This window comes from Streptomyces sp. NPDC046977, from assembly GCF_040644455.1.
In the GTDB taxonomy this organism is placed as follows: Bacteria; Actinomycetota; Actinomycetes; order Streptomycetales; family Streptomycetaceae; genus Actinacidiphila.
The window spans coordinates 40145-59031 of sequence record NZ_JBEYWO010000037.1 but is presented as its reverse complement, the minus strand read 5'-3'; the positions used below and the strand labels follow the sequence as shown (position 1 = coordinate 59031).

At 68.9% G+C, this 18887-nt stretch carries 15 protein-coding genes and 1 pseudogene; 14 read left to right on the top strand and 2 right to left on the bottom strand.

What is annotated here, in order from left to right; genetic code table 11:
• Positions 1 to 77 precede the first annotated feature (77 nt).
• From ABZ883_RS37135 to ABZ883_RS37100, 8 genes and pseudogenes are all read left to right on the top strand, one after another.
• Positions 78 to 737, top strand: coding sequence for a hypothetical protein (locus tag ABZ883_RS37135; RefSeq protein WP_360914503.1), 660 nt, complete (start codon positions 78 to 80; stop codon positions 735 to 737).
• A 10-nt stretch (positions 738 to 747) separates the two neighbouring features.
• Entirely contained in the window at positions 748 to 1203 is a 456-nt protein-coding gene (locus ABZ883_RS37130) for a transglycosylase SLT domain-containing protein (protein ID WP_360914500.1), read from the top strand.
• A gap of 48 nt (positions 1204 to 1251) precedes the next feature.
• Positions 1252 to 1791 carry an NlpC/P60 family protein gene (locus ABZ883_RS37125; protein ID WP_360914497.1) on the top strand — a complete coding sequence of 180 codons (540 nt, stop codon included), beginning with the start codon at positions 1252 to 1254 and terminating at the stop codon, positions 1789 to 1791.
• Between the two features lie 222 nt (positions 1792 to 2013).
• Entirely contained in the window at positions 2014 to 2766 is a 753-nt protein-coding gene (locus tag ABZ883_RS37120; protein WP_360914494.1) for a TnsA-like heteromeric transposase endonuclease subunit, read from the top strand.
• Positions 2767 to 2777: 11 nt separating this feature from the next.
• Entirely contained in the window at positions 2778 to 4679 is a 1902-nt protein-coding gene (locus ABZ883_RS37115; RefSeq protein WP_360914491.1) for a helix-turn-helix domain-containing protein, read from the top strand.
• A complete protein-coding gene (locus ABZ883_RS37110; RefSeq protein ID WP_360914488.1) occupies positions 4663 to 4818 on the top strand; it encodes a hypothetical protein in 156 nt (51 codons plus the stop codon). The genes ABZ883_RS37115 and ABZ883_RS37110 overlap by 17 nt, the downstream gene beginning before the upstream one ends.
• Positions 4815 to 5903: a TniB family NTP-binding protein gene (locus tag ABZ883_RS37105; RefSeq protein ID WP_360914485.1), complete on the top strand. Its 1089-nt coding sequence runs from the start codon at positions 4815 to 4817 to the stop codon at positions 5901 to 5903. Before ABZ883_RS37110 ends, ABZ883_RS37105 begins: the two co-directional genes overlap by 4 nt.
• Positions 5900 to 6268 (top strand): annotated as a pseudogene (locus ABZ883_RS37100) (TniQ family protein); the annotation flags it as partial. The gene ABZ883_RS37105 and the pseudogene ABZ883_RS37100, both read left to right, overlap by 4 nt.
• Positions 6269 to 8980: 2712 nt before the next feature.
• On the opposite strand, the gene ABZ883_RS37095 reads toward ABZ883_RS37100, so the two are convergent.
• Positions 8981 to 9571: a DUF4240 domain-containing protein gene (locus ABZ883_RS37095; protein ID WP_360914559.1), complete on the bottom strand. Its 591-nt coding sequence runs from the start codon at positions 9569 to 9571 to the stop codon at positions 8981 to 8983.
• A gap of 245 nt (positions 9572 to 9816) precedes the next feature.
• On the opposite strand from ABZ883_RS37095, the gene ABZ883_RS37090 reads away from it, so the two are divergent.
• Together ABZ883_RS37090 and ABZ883_RS37085 are read left to right on the top strand one after the other, a co-directional pair.
• Entirely contained in the window at positions 9817 to 10017 is a 201-nt protein-coding gene (locus ABZ883_RS37090) for a hypothetical protein (protein WP_360914483.1), read from the top strand.
• A gap of 154 nt (positions 10018 to 10171) precedes the next feature.
• The gene (locus ABZ883_RS37085; protein WP_360914480.1) at positions 10172 to 11941 is read left to right on the top strand and encodes a hypothetical protein; all 1770 of its coding nucleotides are present in this window, start codon (positions 10172 to 10174) and stop codon (positions 11939 to 11941) included.
• Between the two features lie 457 nt (positions 11942 to 12398).
• Here the strand turns inward: ABZ883_RS37085 and ABZ883_RS37080 are convergent, their stop codons facing one another.
• Entirely contained in the window at positions 12399 to 12944 is a 546-nt protein-coding gene (locus ABZ883_RS37080; RefSeq protein ID WP_360914477.1) for a hypothetical protein, read from the bottom strand.
• A gap of 389 nt (positions 12945 to 13333) precedes the next feature.
• Here ABZ883_RS37080 and ABZ883_RS37075 point away from each other — a divergent pair, with 389 nt between their 5' ends.
• From ABZ883_RS37075 to ABZ883_RS37060, 4 genes are all read left to right on the top strand, one after another.
• Positions 13334 to 13852, top strand: a complete 519-nt coding sequence (locus ABZ883_RS37075; protein ID WP_360914475.1) for a hypothetical protein — start codon at positions 13334 to 13336, stop codon at positions 13850 to 13852.
• A 29-nt stretch (positions 13853 to 13881) separates the two neighbouring features.
• Positions 13882 to 16251: an ATP/GTP-binding protein gene (locus ABZ883_RS37070; RefSeq protein WP_360914472.1), complete on the top strand. Its 2370-nt coding sequence runs from the start codon at positions 13882 to 13884 to the stop codon at positions 16249 to 16251.
• Positions 16248 to 17276, top strand: a complete 1029-nt coding sequence (locus tag ABZ883_RS37065; protein ID WP_360914469.1) for a replication-relaxation family protein — start codon at positions 16248 to 16250, stop codon at positions 17274 to 17276. The genes ABZ883_RS37070 and ABZ883_RS37065 overlap by 4 nt, the downstream gene beginning before the upstream one ends.
• Positions 17277 to 17378: 102 nt before the next feature.
• Positions 17379 to 18692 carry a ParB N-terminal domain-containing protein gene (locus ABZ883_RS37060; protein ID WP_360914466.1) on the top strand — a complete coding sequence of 438 codons (1314 nt, stop codon included), beginning with the start codon at positions 17379 to 17381 and terminating at the stop codon, positions 18690 to 18692.
• The last annotated feature ends 195 nt before the right edge of the window (positions 18693 to 18887 follow it).

Genomic DNA, 18887 nt, shown 5'->3' with positions numbered 1-18887 from the left:
GAGCGGCACCTGCTGCTCACCCCCGCGCCCCGATATCCCTGACCGGCCCTTTCGGCCATGCCCGCAGGAGGTGCCCCGTGCCCGAGTCCGTGACCACCGGCACCGTAAAGGTTGTCGCGCTCTTCGCCGCAGCCACCCTCCTGGCGATCAGCGGGATCCTGCTTCTCGTCGTCGACCGCGGCCATCCGGCCTCGCGTGCGGCTTCGCCCACGCCGGCGGCCTCGTCGACGGACACCACCCAGCCGCAGCCGACTCCGCCCGAGCCGACCGGCTCAGCGGTGCCCTCCACGCAGGGCACCGCAGCGCCGGACGAGGTGCCTGCCCCGGCGTCCGTGCCGCCGAAGGCTGCGCAGACGGCTCGCCAATTCGTCATCGCGTGGGCCTCCCACGATGCGAGCCCAGGACACGACACCTCCTTCAGCGACGCCGGGCGACGTTCCGCGGCCTATGCCACCGCGGACCTCGCCGCTCAACTGCGAGACCCGGGCGATCGATCCACGCGGCTGTGGCAGCAGTGGGTTGCCGACAAAACCCGCGATACCTGCGTCATCGACCGCGTAGCCACGCCGGACGGAGCGCCGGCGCCGACCACGACCCGTGCCTTTGTACGAGTCCTCTACACCTGCACGACCTACTCAGCCGGCCACCAGCCCACCCGCTCCCCCGATCAGCTCGCGCTCGAGATGCACCTCGCTTCCGCAGGCGCGTGGCGGGTCGGCGCGCTCGTGAACGCGTGAGGAGACCACGGTGAAGAAGATCCTCATCGGCCTCGGCATCACCTGGCTGTGCTGCTGCGCCCTCATCGTCGCCGCCGTGCTGGCTGTCGCAACGAAGCTCGGAAGCGACAACACGGGCAACGACATCGAGAACGCGGGCTTCGGCGGTGGGATATCCCAAGGCGCTGACGTTCCGGATTGGCTGCGGACGCTGATCGACAAGGCCATAAGCCAGTATGGCTGTCCCGAGGTCACGCCCTCCCTGCTGGCGGCTCAGCTGTATCAGGAGAGCGGATTCGACCCGAAGATCCAGTCCTTCAAGACTGTCGAGAAGGACGGGAACCAGGTCAAGGTGCCGATCGCCAGTGGCATCGCGCAGTTCATCCCCGGGACGTGGACGACGCACGGCAAGGACGGCGATGGTGACGGCGACAAGGACGTCTTCGACCCTGCCGACGCGGTGCCGGCTGCCGTCGACTACGACTGAGACATCGCCAAGGACGTCCGTAATGTCCCCGGTGACAAGGCAGACAACATGTTGGCGGCCTACAACGCCGGGCCGTACGCGGTGAAGAAGTACGGTGGGATCCCCCCGTATCCGGAGACCCAGAACTACGTCAAGATCATCCGCAGTCTCGCCGAGAAGTGGACCGACGCCCTGACCCACAGCGGCCCGGTGCCTGCGGGTAGCGGACGGACCGGACAAGTCGTCGCCGCGGCGCAGAAGGCGCTGGACACCGACTACGTGTTCGGTGGGGACTGCCGCGCGCCGTACACCGGGGGACACGGCTGTGACTGCTCAAGCCTCGTGAAAATGGCGTGGGCCAGCGTGGGTGTGAACCTGCCGCGGACCACGTATGACCAGGTGAATCAAGGGACCGTGGTGCGATCCACTGACGATCTCCAGCCTGGCGATCTGCTCTTCGCCCGCGGCACCGCCTCTCGCCCCGAGCATGTCGGCATGTTCGTGGGCAGCGGCCAGGTCATCGAAGCCCCCAGGACCGGCCTCAAGGTGCGCCTGAAGCCGATCTCGTACTGGAAGCCCCAGATTCTGGTCATGAAGCGTGTCGGCTGACCTGTGTTGTAGTTTCCGGCTGAAGATGGCGGTGTCCGCGCGACTTGTCGTCAATGTGTCGGTCAGCCGGTCTTCGTGGTGGTGGCGGTCCGTACGGGACCGTGGTCACCAGCGGGGTTCGAGGTCCAGTCTTTCGTTTGGTTTGCCCTATTTCTTCGTCAGGTTACTCCTGGTGAAGGCCAGTGTCTTGGTGTCACGGACATCGGACACGAAGGGGCAGCCATGGCAGTCGATCCGAACGAAGATGACACGACAGAACGCCGGACGGTCCAGGCGACCTACCGAGCGGCCAGTGGAGACCTGGTCAAGGTCGAGTGGGACCGCCTGCTGGTGGACGAAGTCGCCAGCGGGCAGCCGGTACGCGAGTTCCGGTGGTACCGCGGCCGCCAGCACTACTCGGGTTGGTACGCCGCTTCGACGACGGGTGGCTTGGTGGCTTACGAGAGCCGGCTGGAGCTGGCCCGGATTTTGCTGGCCGACTTCGATCCGGGTGTCGTGGGGATTGCTGCCCAGCCGTTCCAGATGTCCGGTTGGGACGGTGTCCGCCAGCGTCGCCACGTCCCTGACCTGTTCCTTGTCCACGCCGACGGTCTGGTGACGGTCGTGGACGTCAAAGCTCCCTGGCGCATGAAGGATCCCAAGGTGATCGCACAGTTCGGCTGGACGCGCAGCGTGTGTTCGCGCCGCGGCTGGGCGTATGAGACGTGGTCTGGCGTCGAGCCGGCGGTGTTGGAGAACGTGCGTTTCCTGGCTGGCTTCCGGCGGCGCCATCTGCTGGAGGAGTCTTTGATCGAGGCCGTGCTGGAGACCGCTCGCGGCCAGCGGTCGATCGGCGGGGTGGAGGCGGCTTTGGCGCCGAGTTTCCCGGCTGAGGCGGTACGGCCGGTGGTGTTGCACCTGCTGTGGTCAGGGGCTCTGGTGGCCGACTTGCGCCGTCCGCTGGGTGGGATGACCGGGATTCGGGTGGCGGCGTGAGTATGCCGGCGGTGGAGGTCTTCGCGGGTGCTCGGCTGTTCTTCGATGGCGACGTTGTGGAGGTAGTGGACCTTGACGGGCTGCGGGTGACGCTGCGCAACGAGCGGACGGCCGAGTTCAGCACCGTCGCGCTGGGTCGGTTTGCTGCCGGGGCACGAGCCATGGGGCCGGCTGAGCCGGAGGTCGGTGAGGGAATCGGGGTTCTGCTGGCGGCTTTGTCGTCCTTGGAGCGCACTGCCGTTTGCGAGCGGGCAGGTCACGTCCGTGAGGTGCTCAGCGGCTACCGCTCGGGGGATGCCGAAAGGGCTCTTCCCGGCGAGCCGCGGCCAGGGTTCGCTCCTGATCTTCCCTTGCGGCAGCGGGTGGCATCGAAAGCGGCTGAGCTGGGGGTTTCTGTCCGCACGATTGAGCGGTGGGTCCATAGCTACCGCGAGAGCGGTGAGGCGGGTCTGGCCGATGCGCGGGTGGTGCGGGCGAACGCGCCGCGGGTCGATCCTCGGTGGGAAGAGGCGGTGCGGCGGGTCATTGCGGAGTCGGTGAACGCCTCGACTCCGACGCGTTCTGCCGTCCTGCGGCGGGCGAGTGACCGGCTGGTGGCCGAGTACGGGAAGGGGACGGTTCCGGTCCCGGGCCGCAGCGCGGCTTACGCCCGGCTGGCGGTGCTGGTCAAGGGCACGAACGCGGTGTCGGGCAGCGCGAAGGCCCGCCGGTCCATCGCCGAGCGTCCGCAGGGCACTTACGGCCGGCTGCGGGCGAGCCGCCCGGGCGAGTACGTGATCCTGGACACCCAGGACCTGGACATCTTCGGCATGGAACCGGTGACCTGCCGCTGGGTTCCGCTGCAACTCACCGTCGCGCAGGACTTGTTCACGCGCTGCATCGTGGGTTTGCGGGTGACGGCCTGTTCCACCAAGGCCGTCGATGTCGCCGGAGTGCTCTTCGAGGCGGTCTGCCCGCCGGTGGACCAGGCGGTCCGGCCGGCACTGGCCCCGTTCCACGGATTGTGGGACGAGGTGGTCTTCACCGAAGAAGGTCTCGTCCCGGGGAGGGGCTTGTGTCCGCCGGAGACGCTGGTCATCGATCACGGGCGGGCGTTCTTGTCCAACCATGTGATCGGCGTCTGCACCCGGTTGGGGATGTCCATCCAGCCAGCCCAGCCGAAGAAGCCCACGGACAAGCCGACGGTCGAGCGGTTCTTCCGGACGCTGCGGGAGAGCCTGATCCAGCACCTTCCGGCCTACAAGGGGCCGGACATCCACAGCCGCGGACTGGCGGTGGAGGACACCGCGTTTTTCTACGTCCACGAGGTCGAGGAGATCATCCGCGAGTGGATCAGCGAGGTCTACCACCGGCGCGAGCACGACGGTCTGGTTATCCCGCACTGGCCAAAGCTGACGTTGTCGCCGATGGAGATGCTCCGTATCGGCCTGGGGCGGGCCGGTCTGCTGCGCATGCCGGCATCTCCGGGGCTGACCTTTGACTTCCTTGCCGTCGAGACCCGCAAGATCCAGCACTACGGCGTCGACGTCGACGGGTTGCGTTACAACGGCCCTGCTCTGGACGGCTACCGCAATACTCCCAGCCCCTACGGTGCGGTCTTCGGCGGGAAGTGGCCGATCCACGTCAATCCCGACGACGTGCGGTTCGTCTACTTCCAGGACCCGCACGACAAGTCCTGGCACGCGCTGGAGTGGGAGCACGCTGCGGTGCTGGACATGCCGTTCAGCGGTGAGGCGGCCTCCTACGCGCGCCGCCTCGCGGCCCGTCAGGGCCGGGCACATCGACGCCGCCCAGGCCCTGACGGACCTGCTGGGCCGCTGGGATGCCGGCATGGTCACCGACCGCCGCGAGCGGCGGATGGCGGTGCGGCTGTCGGCCGAGCGGTCCGCACTGGCCTTGCCGGTCCTGCCTGAGCAGGCCGGCCCGCTGGCGGCTCCCGACCTGCACCTGGTGCCGGAGCTTCCCGCGGGCGACAGCGACCAGGGCGAGGAGTTGTTCGACGCGCCCGAGGGCGACGCCTTCTACGCCGACGCTTTCGAGGTGATGGAGTGAAGCAGCCCGACCTGTTCAGCCTCTCGCGCAAGGAAGGCTTCCGCCGCTTCGCCGACGCACCCGCCCGGCAGCGGCCCGAGACCCTCACCCGGATGCAGATCCGGGCGCTTGGCGACGACGCTGCCGAGGACTACCACGACAGCCGGCACGACTGGCACGCCAACTTCGGCATCGTGCAAACTCCGCAGCTCGACGCCATCCACGAGGATCTCGACCAGATCGTTGCCAGCAACCGGCAGGACGGCGACCGGATCCGCTCGGCCGCGGTGATCGACGCCCTGCCGGGGCTGGGCAAGACCACCATCGCCAACCTGTTCGCCCGCACTTTCCACCGGCAGCAGATGCGACGTCTGCCGACCGTCACCGCGGCCGGGCACGAGCGTATCCCGGTGTTCCGCGTCGGGCTGACCTCGAACACCACGCTGCGGACGCTGAACCGGATGATCTGCGAGTTCTACGGTCACCCGGCCACCGACCGGGCCAACGCCGCCACGCTGGCCAGCCACGCGCTGGACTGCGTGCTGTCCTGCGAGACCCAGCTCGGCGTCATCGACGACATCCACTTCATCGACCTCGACCGACGTGACGGCATGGCGGTGTCCAACCACCTGAAGTGGCTGGCCAACGAGCTGCCGGTGACGTTCATCTACGTCGGAGTCGGGCTGGCCGAGAGGCGGTTCTTCGCCGACGGCCTGACCGGCAAGAACGTCGCCTTGGCCCAGACCGCCCGCCGCTGGACCCGCCTGGGGGTGGACCCGTTCCGTCTGGACACCGATCTGGGGCGGCGCCGCTGGAGGAGCCTGCTGAAGGCCACCGAGCGCCGCCTGGTGCTGGCCGAGCACCGGCCCGGCATGCTGGTGTCGCTGGCTGACTACTTCTTCGAACGCACCAGCGGGCACATCGGGTCGTACTTCACGCTGCTGATGAGGGGCTGCTACCGGGCCATCCGCACCGGCACCGAGGCCCTCACCCGCGACGTCCTCGACGCCGTCCGGCTGGACGAGGCATCCGAACAGGCCCGCCGGCAACTGGCCGCAGCGCTCGCCCACGGCACCCTCCCCTCAGCGCTGGGCGACGCGTCATGACCGGGCTGCGCATCCTGCCGATCCGAGTGCCGATCCTGCCCGGCGAAGGACTCGACAGCTGGCTGGAAGCCCTGGCCCGCCGCAGCGGACTGCCCCTGACCACCTTCCTGCACATGGCCGGCATCCCGCAGCCGTTCTTCACCCGCACGCTGGCCACCGCGACAACCCCCGAGATCCTGCGCACCCTGGAAACATGCACCGGCATCCCGGAGGGGCGGCTGGACCGGGCCGTGTTCCCCGCAGGGTTTCCCTTCGGGCCTCGGCGTCAGCAACGCTGCCGGTTCTGCCCTCAGTGCCTGGCCGATCGTGACGGCCGCACCCGCCTGGAATGGTGGATGCCCTGGTCGATCGCCTGCACCACCCACAACGCCCTTCTCCAGGACGCCTGCCCCCGCTGCACGGCCCCCTTCCGGCTGGATCTGCCTCGTCTGACCCATCAGCGCCCGCCGGCCACCTGCACCGCCAAGGACGGCAGTGGCCCGGCCATCTGCGGCACCGACCTGTCGGCCGCAGAACCTACGCGCCTGTCACCGGGGCATCCGCTGCTGGCCACACAGGAGTGGATCGACGAGCTGCTCACCCGGCCCGACCACGAACAGGCGTCCTCCCTCTTCGGGGACCTCAACAACTGCACCCGCTGGCTCATGCAGACCATCAACGACACCGACGTGCACGACACGGGCCCGGCCGTCATCGACTACTGGCGCCACCGGCCCGACACCGTCGGCGTCCGAGCCGACCGGATCAAGCCGCTCAGCGCGGCCGTCCGCGGAATCCTCGCGCACGCCGCGCGACCCATCCTCGACTGCGCCGACGAAGCCGCTGCCGTCGAAGCGGCCCGTGTCCTGCGGCAACGCCACGACACCAAGCACAAGATCATCCCCGTCGGGATCGACTACCTCCAGTGGCCGCAACTGTCCACCCGCACCCGCCGCAGGCTCTTGCGGGCAGCAGACCCGGCACTTGCGGCTCTGGACCGCATCCGCCTGCGCACCTGCACGCCCCACGCCGAGCTGCCCGACCCCGGCAGCGACGCAGTCACCCACCGGATCCGTAACATCCCACAACTGCTCTGGCCCGGATGGGCAGTCCGTCTTATGCCCCTCCAGGGCGCCGAAGAGGTCCACTTCCGCGCTACCGCGTCCGCGCTGCTGCTGGTGCCGGGAGAGCCCGTCCTCAGCTCGCGGGGAATCACCGACCGCCTTCACCCCTACCTACGCAACTCCATGACCGGCACCCTCAAGCAGATCCTGCGAGCCGGACACCCCGATGTCCTCACCGCCCTCTGCAACCTCGCCAACTACCTCGACCGCCACAACAGCCCCATCGACTATCACCGGCGCCGCACAGTCATCCCCGCCGAGCCGATCACACACCGCTCCTGGCAGCAGCTGTGCTTCCGCACCGGCTCCCACCCCGGCGAGCAGACCACCGACAAAAACTACGCGCCCCGCTTCGTCCACGCCCAGCGCTACCTGCACCAACTGCTGACCGGCAGCGACTTGACCGATCCCGACCATCCACTGGCCTGGCGCAGTTCCGCGGACCGGTCGCGCTACCTGGCTTTCCCTGCCTCCCTGACCGTCACCCAGCGAGCGGCCCTGCACGACCACGCCCGCGATCTCCTCCAGCAATTGCACATCGACGAACCGGTGGTCTGGGAACCACCAGCCTCCTGCGCCCACGGACTGCTTCTTCCAGGGCCGGAGATCACCGACATCGACCGGGACGCCGTCCGGCGCCTTGTCATCGACGAAGGCCAACGCCCCACCGACGCCGCCCGCCAACTGGGCACCACCCTGGCCCACGTCCGGTTCGTCCTGGAGACCATCGAACCCGCCCCGGTCGCAGGCCACTTCTCCTCCCCGCTGGAAGCCTGGCGTCTTCGGCAACGAGCCGGCCGCATCCTCACACGCGAGTTCCTCGACCGCGAATACGCCCAAGGCGGCCGGAACCTCACCCAGATCGCCCGATCCGTCGGCCTCCCCCGCAACGTGGTTGTCGAGCACGCCAAAACCCTCGGCATCACCATTTACCGCACCCGACGCCCCGTCGCCATCGACCCCAAATGGCTCCGCGAGCAATACCTGACCCGCAAGCGGACCACCCAGGACATCGCACGGGAGATAGGCGCAGAAGACGAGACCGTCCGCCGCCGACTCCAGCGCCTGGGGATCACCCTGCGTCCCTCCGGCGTCCACAGCAGCACCGCCATGCTCAGCAAGGTCGACGGCCGCCTCCCCGACGACATCCGCAAGGCCGTCCAAGGAAGCCTGGACGGGTGGCAGCGACTGCACCGCTTCCAGATCGCCATGATCTTCCCGAACCTGCAAACCGCCGCGGCCTACCTCGGAGCCCACCAAAACACCCTAGTCACACAATTCCAGCGCCTGGAATCCGACATCGGAGAACCGCTCTTCCACCGCTCCGCCTTCGGCAAGCCCCACCGGCCCACCTCGCGAGGTCAGGCCCTGCTCCGGAGGCTGAGCAGCACGGCCGTCCAAGATCGGATGCAAGCCGCACTCTCCGAGCTCACCCCCATGCCCGACACCGCCACGCTCACCCGCGCAGCAACCGCCGTGACCGCGCGGCGACCGCCAAGTCCTCTCAGCCCCTACGACGGAATCACCGTCCCCCGCATCCGCGTCCGCGCAGAAACCCTCCTGCTACTGCAAGACCTCCTCACCAACCCCGATCAGGAGCTCTACGGCGCCAAGATCAGCGCCCGAACCGGCATCGGCAACGGCTCCCTCTCCACGCGACTGCGCCAGCTCGAACAGGCCGGTTGGCTCACCGGCCACCGCGAAGACAACGAAGCATGGCTACGACGGGGAACCCCAGGCCGCGGCCCCGGACGCCGTCGCACCTACTACACCCTCACGACCGACGGACGACGCGCGGCCGTCCACGAAGTCGAGACCCGGGCCACACGATCACTCCCGAAACAGCGGGCTTCCGAAGCTGGTGAAGGAACCCCGCAAGAAACCTCGGACCAAAAGGGCGATGCTACCCATATATCGCCGCGGACGCTGTCACCCGATCAGCCATTCGTCACACCCCTGTCGACTGAGGTCGAGTCACGAGCGGGCGGGAAGCGGGAACAGACTGCTCAGCGTCGGCAGCCTGCGCGCTGCCTCTTCCCCACGAGCGTCCCAGCGCTCCCCGGCAGGCCCCCGCGCGACCGCGCCCCCGACCCGCTCGGCCGCAACGGCCTCATAGAACGCGTCTCCGCAGTCGTCAACACCGCCGGCCACCTGCTCATACGTCTCCCGCGCGACGTAGTCGAGCAACTCCCACTCCGGCCAGTCATCGTCGCTCCACTCGTCGCGGGAACGACCGACCAGACGTTGAAGCTCGGGCGCGCCAGCAAGAGCGTCGGGGTCAGCCACCGCCCGCTCGAAGGCATCTCGCCCCAGCCCGACCATCCACAAACCGAAGTAACAGAAGCTGTCGTCCGAACACCATCCACCGAAGATCCGCTCGGCAGCAGCCCACAGATCCCACGTGAAGGCGTCCCGGGTGACCTGATCCAGACACACCTGGAACTGCACTATTTCCCGCAGCGGTTCGCGCGCCAACTCGTCACGGAGCCAAGCAAGTCGCTCCTCACGGCCCCGAGCCTGCCGCCCACACTCTTCGATCCGCGCCCAGAAGGCATCGATATCCACGGGCACACTCTGCCATCCGCCTCCGACATGGCGGGCCCACCAACGCCGCACCACCCACCCCAGAAAGCGACAGATCACATGGACAAACCCGCCGACATCTCGCCCGGACGCCTGCTCATAGCCGCAGGTCACAGGACGAAGAGATGACACGTGGAAACGGAACCTACATGTGTCTTTGTCGTTCCTGGTTGAGCTTCGCGACGCCCGCTGGACTTGGGCTCATGTTGCCCGACGGCGCAAGGCCGGTGGGAGCCCCGGTCGCCCTGTACTTCCTCGGCCGCGCGCTCTGGGGCGTCGACGACGACCAGGCCGTGCCCGCCCCCGGCAAGGACACCGCGCAGCCGGAGTTCCGCGAGACGGACGAGTCGGTGCCCCGGACGCTGCGGCCGGGAGACACTGCCGCAGCCCACGGGATCGCCCTGCGGCCCCGCACCGCGAGCCAGTAGCCGAGGCGACTTCGTGAATCGTGCCCCGCTCGGCCCCACGTGCGCCGTACGGTCGTGGGACCGATGGCGACCGGGCGGTGACGCCGGGTCAGGTGTGGGGGAGGATCCGGGGATGGTCAATGCCCGTACATACCCGCTGTGGCGGGATCTCGCGATGAGCGAGGACCTCCCCAAGGAAGCCCTCAAAACAGTGATCGAGGTCCTGTGCGCTCCGGCGATGTGCCCGGACGGCTTCGATGCCCGCGGCGACCAGTGGAGGGACGAAGCCCTCAAAGCGGCGCTGCCCACGCTGCTGGCGCGGACGTCGGCCAAGCGGCTGCGCGGCCGGCTCCTGGCCCACGGCGACGAGAAGCGGCTCGCCGCCCTGGCGGCCGACGGCACGGTGACCGCCGACGACGTGCCCGCCATCCTGCGACACCGCCGCCTGTGGCCCGGACTGGTCTCCGCTCTGGCCCGGCACCCGGCCCAACTCGACGCTGCGGTCGCACTCCTGCCGCGCCTCGCCGACCACGAGGCGGAGCGGGTCGTGGGAGACTGGGACCCCGACCGGCACACCCGCGCCGGGGGAGCCGCCTCGCTCCCTCCGGTGCCGCAGGCCCTGTTCGACGCCGTCCTCGAGGCGTCCCTCACTCCCCTTGCTGCGTACCTGCTCCACCCGGAACCCGAAGAGGGCTGGGAAGCCGTATCCGCGTACGGGAAAGACTGGTCGCTGGAACTGGGAGGTCCCAGCGCCTGGGCGATGCTCGCCCGGTGCCCCGAACGGTGGGCGGAGCTCGTCGCGCATCCCACGTTCGGGCCGGCCGTCCAGCACCTGCTCCTGGACCAGGCCGAGATCCGGGCCGCCGAAGACGCCCGGCCCCGCACCGTCGACTACCCGCCCGGCGAGGAAGACCCCAGCGAAGGGCTCCCCGCGGCCGAGTCGGCCCCTGCGCTCAGCGAGGAGCTGCTGTTGGCCTGCCTCCCGGCGCTCTGCCTGCCCGAGCTGGCCGACCTGCCCAATCCGCCGGTGACCGCCCGCAGGACCCTGCACCACATCGCCCGCCGCGTCGACACCAACCCGCGCCTGGCCCACCTCGCCGCCGAGCAGCTGCACGCGGCAGCCGACACGGCGGTAAACCGCGGCCGGCTGCCGCGCCTGCCCGAGAAACAGGAGACCGACCACGAGTTCGATGGGCGGGTACGAAGCCTCGCCGAGGACTTGTCCCTCCTCAGCGCCAACCCCGACCACCTCGCGGGCGCCTGCGCCCTACTCGCCGCCCTGGACCAACCAGCCGTCGTCTCCCCGACCCCGAGCCGGACCCTGATCCGCGTCTTCGACGACAGCCTCTCCGCCGACTACGACCGCCCGGCCCGGGTCCTGGAACGCCACGGTCAGCAGCGCCGTGCCGAGACCCTGGCCGGGCTCGCCGCCAACCCGCACACCCCGCGGGCCGCCGTCAGCGCCGCACTGAACGTGCTGCATCCCGCAGAGGTGGCCTGGATCGCCGAGAAGGTCGACGGCCCGGGCTGGCTCCTGGAAGCGGCAGCCGCCGTCCTGGCCCTTGAGGACGAAGACGACGGTGTACTGCGGCTGCTGGGCGACGATGAGCTGGACCAGCATCCCGCCCCCGCCGCCGTCCTGCAGTCATGGCTCGACTCCCTGGACGTCGGCGAGAGCCTCTCTCGCTCCGAGGTCTACCGAGCCCTCATCAAGTCCCGGCACCGCACCCTGGAGCACCTGCGCCAGTTTCCCGCCGACGAGGTCCTCTCCCGCAACGAACCCGAGATCGCACTGACAATTCTGCTGGAGCGCTGCGGGCGCAGCACCGGCCGGTGGGAGGCGCTCTCCGCCGCTATGGCCTTCGCGTCCGACGACACCAAGGTCACCTTCGGCGAGCTCCTCGACACCCTGGACGACATATCCGAGGCCACGCGAACCCCTTGACCCGGCTACTTCGCAATTCACGCCCCTAGCGCGGCGCCAGGACGTGCACGGCGCGGACGTTCCCACCGGACACCGCCGTCTTGGCCGCCTCGATCAGCTCGGTGCGCTCCAGTGCAGCTGCGTACCGACGGCCGGAGCGTCGGGAAGGACGTCCAGGCGGCCGGTGTCCGCGTCGAATGCCGTTGCCTTCACGCGTCCGGCGAGCTCGGGCGCAGCCCCGGTCCGCTCACTCGTAGGTCGTGTCGGGGGTCGGACCTTCACCTCTTCCGAACTGTTGCTGCCAGCGCCGGGCGCCGAGGTTTTGCCACAGCACACCAAGTTCCATCTCTGAGCCAGCTGTCCCGTCTCGGATGATCTGGTCCGGCTGGGCCACGTCGGCTGTTCTCTCGCAGTGAAGGTTGAACATTCTCCTCGAAGTCTGAGTGGCGTCACTGCCTCATCCTGCACGCCTCTGGCCTCACCCTGAGAGTTCGGCCCGCCAGGTGCGTGGCCACTGTCCAGACGGCGGCGGAGGGCCAGCGATACCGAGGTCCCGGCGCGCGCTTGTGTAGAAGTCATCGCGTGCTGCGCTCGCCAGATGATGGGCCATGGTCCACTTTTCCGGGTCGATCGTGCCTTCCCGCACAAGCAGTTCGATGTTCCAGATCGTCTCGTGCCAGCGGCGTGCCGCCGCGATGGTCTCGGCGTGTCCGACCAGCAGCACTGATTCCCACTGGGTCGCGCGCTGTGATTCCGCCTCGGCCAACAGCTGCCACCCCTCGGCGGGCTCCAGAGGGTCGGCCACGTCCGCGAACCCGACACCTGCGCTGATACGTTGGGCAACGCGGAGTTGGGCTTTGAGGACGTTGGCGTAGCGGCCGTACGTCTCAAAGCGCTTGTCGTCCCAGCGCTCCTCGCGATTCCTCGTCCACTTGCGGCGCTCGGTCAGGCTCTGCGTCGCGTACGACCCCACCGAGCCGACTACGACCCCTATGAGTGCGGGCAGTTGATCCAGCAGCCCCATGCGTCCCCTTCCGGTAAATGGCTATAGCTACGAGCCTGCTCATCTCGGCAGCACACGACGCAGGCCCCTACCCATGAAGCCAGGTCGGCCCACCCGGTACCCCGAAGTTGGCCAGATCCTGGACGACTGGCGGGCTCTGAGCTAACTGGCTCAACGTTCGATGCGAGAAGAGCCCGCCGATCAGGGTTCGGTAAGAACGCTCAAAGTCCGTTGAGTGGAAAGAGGGACATCAACAACTCCCGCTCCGCGATCAAAAAGACCCCGAAGTCATGTCACACCGTCTCCGCTTTCCACACCTCTATGGGCACCCGTACTCCCCCTCGCCCCTGGAGTTTCGACATGCCGTCTCTCACCTGGTTCCCCGCCGCCTCGCATCCCGGTGCCACCCGATGACCACGAACGATGTCATCGACCGTCTGATCGACATCGGACAGGACATGCCGGCGTACGGCGAGGCCGCCTACGCCTGGGTGGCTGACAACGTGTGGCTGCTGACCGTCGCGCCCGCGGCGGTCGCCCCCTTCGTCCTAGCCGTGTCCTTGGGGCGCCGGCGCTTCGCCCGGGGTCGGCTGAAGGACCGGCAGGCCTTCGAGGTCCTGCCGACCACCGGCTTCGACCCCGTACTCGAGGACGTTCTGCGCTTCACCAAGCAGCTGGCCCAGGCGCAGAGGAGCGTGTCGCGCTGGGCCTTTACCCCGGTACGCGGGACGGCGGTGCGCGTGCGGCTGCTGTCCCAAAGCGGGCTTCTGACGATGCGCGTCGAGGGTCCGGCTCGGGCGGCGGCGATCCTGCGCCACCAGGGCTACAGCCAGTGCGAGATGCGCGCGGTCGGCGCCGCCGTAATAGACGCCGACCGTCTTGAGATCCGGCTCGGCGCAGACCTCGACAGCAACTCTCAGACCACGTAGGCGACGTGCCGAAGCAGAAGGAGGCTGTGGTGAGCAAGAATTCGAAGTCGACCGGCTCGAAGCGCCGCGGACCGAGCTGGCCCAAGCCCCGTAAGGACAAGCCGACGCAGCACGTCGCCCGCGCCGAACTGTCTCTGGCTCTGCCGGACTACCTGTCTTTGCGGGAGGTGCCGCTTAAGCCCGACCCGTTGGAGGCGCTCGCGGCCGCCGTCGCCGACGTGCGCGAGGACCTGGGCGAGCGGGCGGACATCGTGCTGGATCTGGTGCCGATATCACCGTCCAAGGTCAGTCGCCGGCGCGGCCGCCTGCTGGCGCAGGTGCGCCGCAACCCGAGCAGCATGCCGGCGATCCCCGGTCTTCCGAGGCAGGCCTCGGGCGGCCCTAACTTCGGTGGCCTGGCCTCCCTGGGCAACGAGATCGCCGCGGAAATGCGCGGCCAGCAGGGCCGCAGCGGCCAACGGCCCGCGCAGAGGCAGCGCATGCCCAGCGTCTCCGACGTCAAGGCCGCCATGGGCAAGTTCGGTCCCGGGGCCGATCCGGTGTTCGCTCTGCAGCTGCTGATCCGGACCTGCTCCTCCGACCCGACCCGACCGCGCATGCTGCTCGAGCAGATCATGGCGACGCTCGAAGGGTGGGCCGGCGACAACCACCTGCGCCCGGTCGGGCTGAACCTGCTCATCACGCGGCTTCGCGCGGACTCGAGGTTGTACCGGCGCAGCTTCGACCGCCGTTTCGCCACGGGCGAGTTCGCACCGCGGCGAGCCAGCTGGGTGACGGGCGCGGAGCTCGCCGGTCTACTCAAGCCCGCCACGAAGCACAACATGGCCGCGAACGTGGCCCGATCCGGTGGCGTGGTCCCCCCGCCGCCCCCGAGTCTGCCGACCTGGACTGGGCAGCCGGACTTGCTGCCGCTGGGATGGGTGGCCAAGCCGGGTGGCGGAGAACGGCTGGCCGGCCTGCCCTTGATCTACCTCCTGTTCGGGCTCTTCCTCGGAAAGGCCGGTTACGGGAAGACCGAGATGAGCTTGGTGCAGGCGATCGCACTCGCCCACAACGGCCACGGAATCCTGTTCCTGGACCCGCACGGCGACGGCTGGCAACGCGCACGTCCGTACCTCGCGCATCCGCAGATCGCCCCACGGCTGTGGGAGATCGACCTGACCTCGCCAGACCTGGACGCCATGGTCGGTTCGTGGAATCCGCTGTCCATGGAGAACCGCGGGGAGTCGGAGATCCCCGACATCGTCAATGCGATCGTCACCGGCTTCGCGAGTGCGCTGAACTGGTCCGACAGCGCCGGCCGCGCCAAGACGATCCTCACGCGTTCGGTCGAGACGCTCGCCCGCCTGTCGTGGATCCTCTCGCAGGCCGGCCGGCCCGATCTGGCACCGACGATCTTCCAGATCCGCACCCTGCTCAATGACGAGGTGTGGCGCGACGCGATCGTGCCGTACCTGCCCAGGACGCTGCGCGACTTCTGGGTGCAGACCTACCCGAAGTACTCGAACGAGGCCACTCCTGTCGTCACGAACATCATCGAGCGACTCGACAGCTCCAACAGCCTGAAGGGCTTCCTCGGCTCGTCACTGAGCACGTACGACATCCGGCACGCCATGGACACCGGGCGGATTGTGTTCGTGTGCCCGTCGGGCACCGGCGACACCGACCGCATTGTCTCGTGTCTGCTGATCTACGACCTGTTCCGGGCCGGCCTGTCTCGGCGCACCATGCCGGTTGCCGACCGCAAGGACTTCTACGCGTTCATCGACGAGCTCACCGCGGTGGACGGCGCCAGCAAGGGCACCCTCGCCGCGATCGCCGAACAGCTCCGTAAGTACAAGGTCAAGCTCCTCGCGATGACCCAGATGTCGCAGCGACTTTCGCCGACGACCCGGCAGGGTCTCCTGCAGAACCTGTCAATCCTGTCGACGACGGCCAGCGACATCGACGAGGCGCAGCTGGTCACGCGCAGGTGGGGCAAGAAGGTTGCGCCGGACACGATCTCCCAGCTGCAGCGCTACCACTACGTCATGTCCGTGACGCTCGACGGCGGGCAGTCCGATCCCTTCCGGGTGCGTGGCGCGAGCGTCGAGGAGCTGTACGGCGACTACCAGCGCGAGGACGACGTGCACCACCTGGACACCGCGGTCAACGCGAACCTGCGTCGTCGCCGGGTACGGGACATCCTCGACGACCTCGGCAAGCTCGATACCCGCCTGCGCCTGTTCCTGGCCACGCTGCCGCCCCCGCCGCCGGACGACGACCCGGGGCCCGATGAGCCGCCGGTCAACGACGGCCCGGAGCCGCCGGACGACGACCCGGGCCCACCGCCCCAGGAGGCGCCGGTTCCCGACAATGTCACTTTCCTCGTCAAGAACAAGGGATCACGAGTGGGATGAGCACGCTGACCGATCTCGAACCCCAGTCTCAGCCGCAGCGCGGCCAGTCCTTCAAGGCGCTCGCCAAGTCGGCTCTGGAGCTTCTCTACCAGCACCGCCTGATGACCACGGACCAGCTGCACCGGCTGCTCACTCCGGGCGCCCGCGGCTCGTCCTACCTGCGTCGCCAGCTCGGGACTCTCGAAGAAGCCGGCATGGTCCACCGCCTGCGTGCTCAGGGCGAGTCCAACGGCAGCAACCGTCTCAACCAGCCGTACGTCTGGTTCTTGACCGACGAGGGCGCCGACGCCGTGGAACAGGCCGCGGAAGTGTTCTCGCGCCGCTACCGGGTCACGCCCGACTCGGCGGCCAGCACACGCCAGGCCCACACTCTGGCGGTCAACGAGGTGGGGATCGCGTTCGTCACCCACGCTCGTCGGCTCGGCCATGACTGCACGCCCTTGTCCTGGACTCCGGAGGTCGCCCACCGCATCCGTGACGGCATGCGGCGATTCGAGGACGACCACGTCATCTCCGACTCGGTCCTGCACTACGTGCACGTCCACCGCGGGGCGCGCACGATGCTCAACCTGTTCATCGAGCTCGACCGGGCCACCATGACCGCGGCCGACCTCGCCAAGAAGGTGTCCGCGTACGGACGGCTGTATGAGTTCGTACCGCAGCACCCCGACCGTGCGCGGCGCTCCGCGGCGTCGACCCGGCCGGTGTGGCAGCACACCTATCCGGCGTTCCCGCGCCTGCTGATCATCCTCGACGGCGCGTCCGGCCCCACCCTGGCCAGACGGCTCGCCGACCGCACCGAGGACCTTTACACGCTCACGCGCGTGGACCCGCGCCTGGCGCGGGTCGCCCGGCATCTTTCGGTCGGGGTCACCACCCTCCAGCAACTGCGTGAGCAGGGCCCCTTCGGCCGGATCTTCACCCCGCTGCTGCGGGGCACGCCCGAGGATCGGCACCCCCCGACCGACATGCTCCTGCGTCATCCGGTCGCCGCGGCACCCGCTCGATCCGCCGGCCCGGCCTGAACCCCGCTGACCTGTCACTCGCCATCCCTCGGGGTCGGGCGCACCCCGTCTGACGACTAGCTGTGAAAGGAGACTCCGCCGATGAACACTGCCGTTGAAGAAATGCCGGCCCCCACGCCCGCCGTTGTGGGCCTGGCCGAGGCGCTGGACAGCTCGGATCAACTGCGCCAGCGTCGCTTCGAGATGCTGCCGATGCACGGCTCCGTCTACACCGACGTGCAGGGCCGTGGTCCCGGCCCGAGCACCAGCCCCGAGGGCCTCGCCGATCTGATCACCTCGATCTCGGCCGTCGGCGTTCTCCATCCCGTCCTGGTCGAGGAGCTGCCCGGCCCCCACGACCGCGTCCAGCGGCGCCTGGTGATCGGCGAGCGCCGCTACCGCGCCTGCCGCTGGGGCGCCGTGAACCAGCCGGACAACCCACGCTTCGAGAAACTGCCCGCAGTCATCTGCCCCGGGCCCATCAGCGACGAGGACCGCCGCACCTGGCAACTGGTCGAGAACCTCGCGCGTGAGGACCTCCAGCCTGGTGAGCTCGCCAGCGCCCTGCTACTCGAACGCAGCGCGATCCTGCGTACCCAGCTCGACAACGCCGGCATCGAGGTGAGCGAAGAGATCCAGCGGCTGGAAGACCCCGTGGCCCGGTTCGAAGCCATGGAGAAGCTGCGCGGCAGTGACGCCAACCTCGCTGCTCCGTGGAACCTCGTGCTGCGCCGGCTCGGCCTGCAGATCACCCCGCGGCGCGCACGCGAGGTCGTGGCAGCCTTCAGGACTCTGCCGCGGGAGCTGTCCGCGGACATGGATCAGCACCAGGTCGCGCTGGCCGCGCGCACGAACCTGGCCCGACTCAGCCGCGGCCGCCGTGAAGCCGCCAACGAGTTGTGGCAAGCCGTCAAGCGTCTGGGCCGCACCGACCTGCTTTCAGCCGCCACCCGGACTCAGGCCACGAATCCGGAAATGCCGGCCGAGGCCGCTGCCACGGCCGCGGTCACCTCGTACGAACAGGCCAACGCCGAGCGCGCCGCAGCGCTGACCCGGCCGACGCCCGAGAACAGCGACGACGAGAACAATTTCGCGGCGCCGAAGGAAGCCGGCCAACGGATGACGGCCGAACCAGGCAGGTCACTCGATGCCTTGGTCCATGCCGGCTCTCCCGGGCTGGCCGGCCAGCAGGATCCCTCCGTGCAGCCGGCCGGACCGGAGCTGGACCAGGAGGCGCCGGTCGGCGACGAGCCGGAAGACACGGCCGACCCCGTCGACCCGCCGATCCTCGCCTCCGCCCTCGAAGGGCTGCGGGCCCTCAACTCTCAGCTGGCCGAGGGCCGCACCCTGCACCGATTCGACGCGGGCTCGCTCCGCATGCTCCTGACCGACCTCCAGCGCCACACCAGCGCCGGCGCTGAAAGGACTGCCGCATGACCGTCTCCCTGCCCATGCCCGGAATCGGGCAGCCGGTGCCAGCTCCCGCGTCCGGCTGTGACTGCAACAACTGTCCCTTCTTCATGGACAACCCCCGTGCGGTCGAACCCGTCTGCTCCGGTTGCACCTCCAGCTGCGAGTACTGCGGCTGTGCCCGTGCCGAAGACCCGGTCCCCGGGAGCGAGCCGGGCCTGG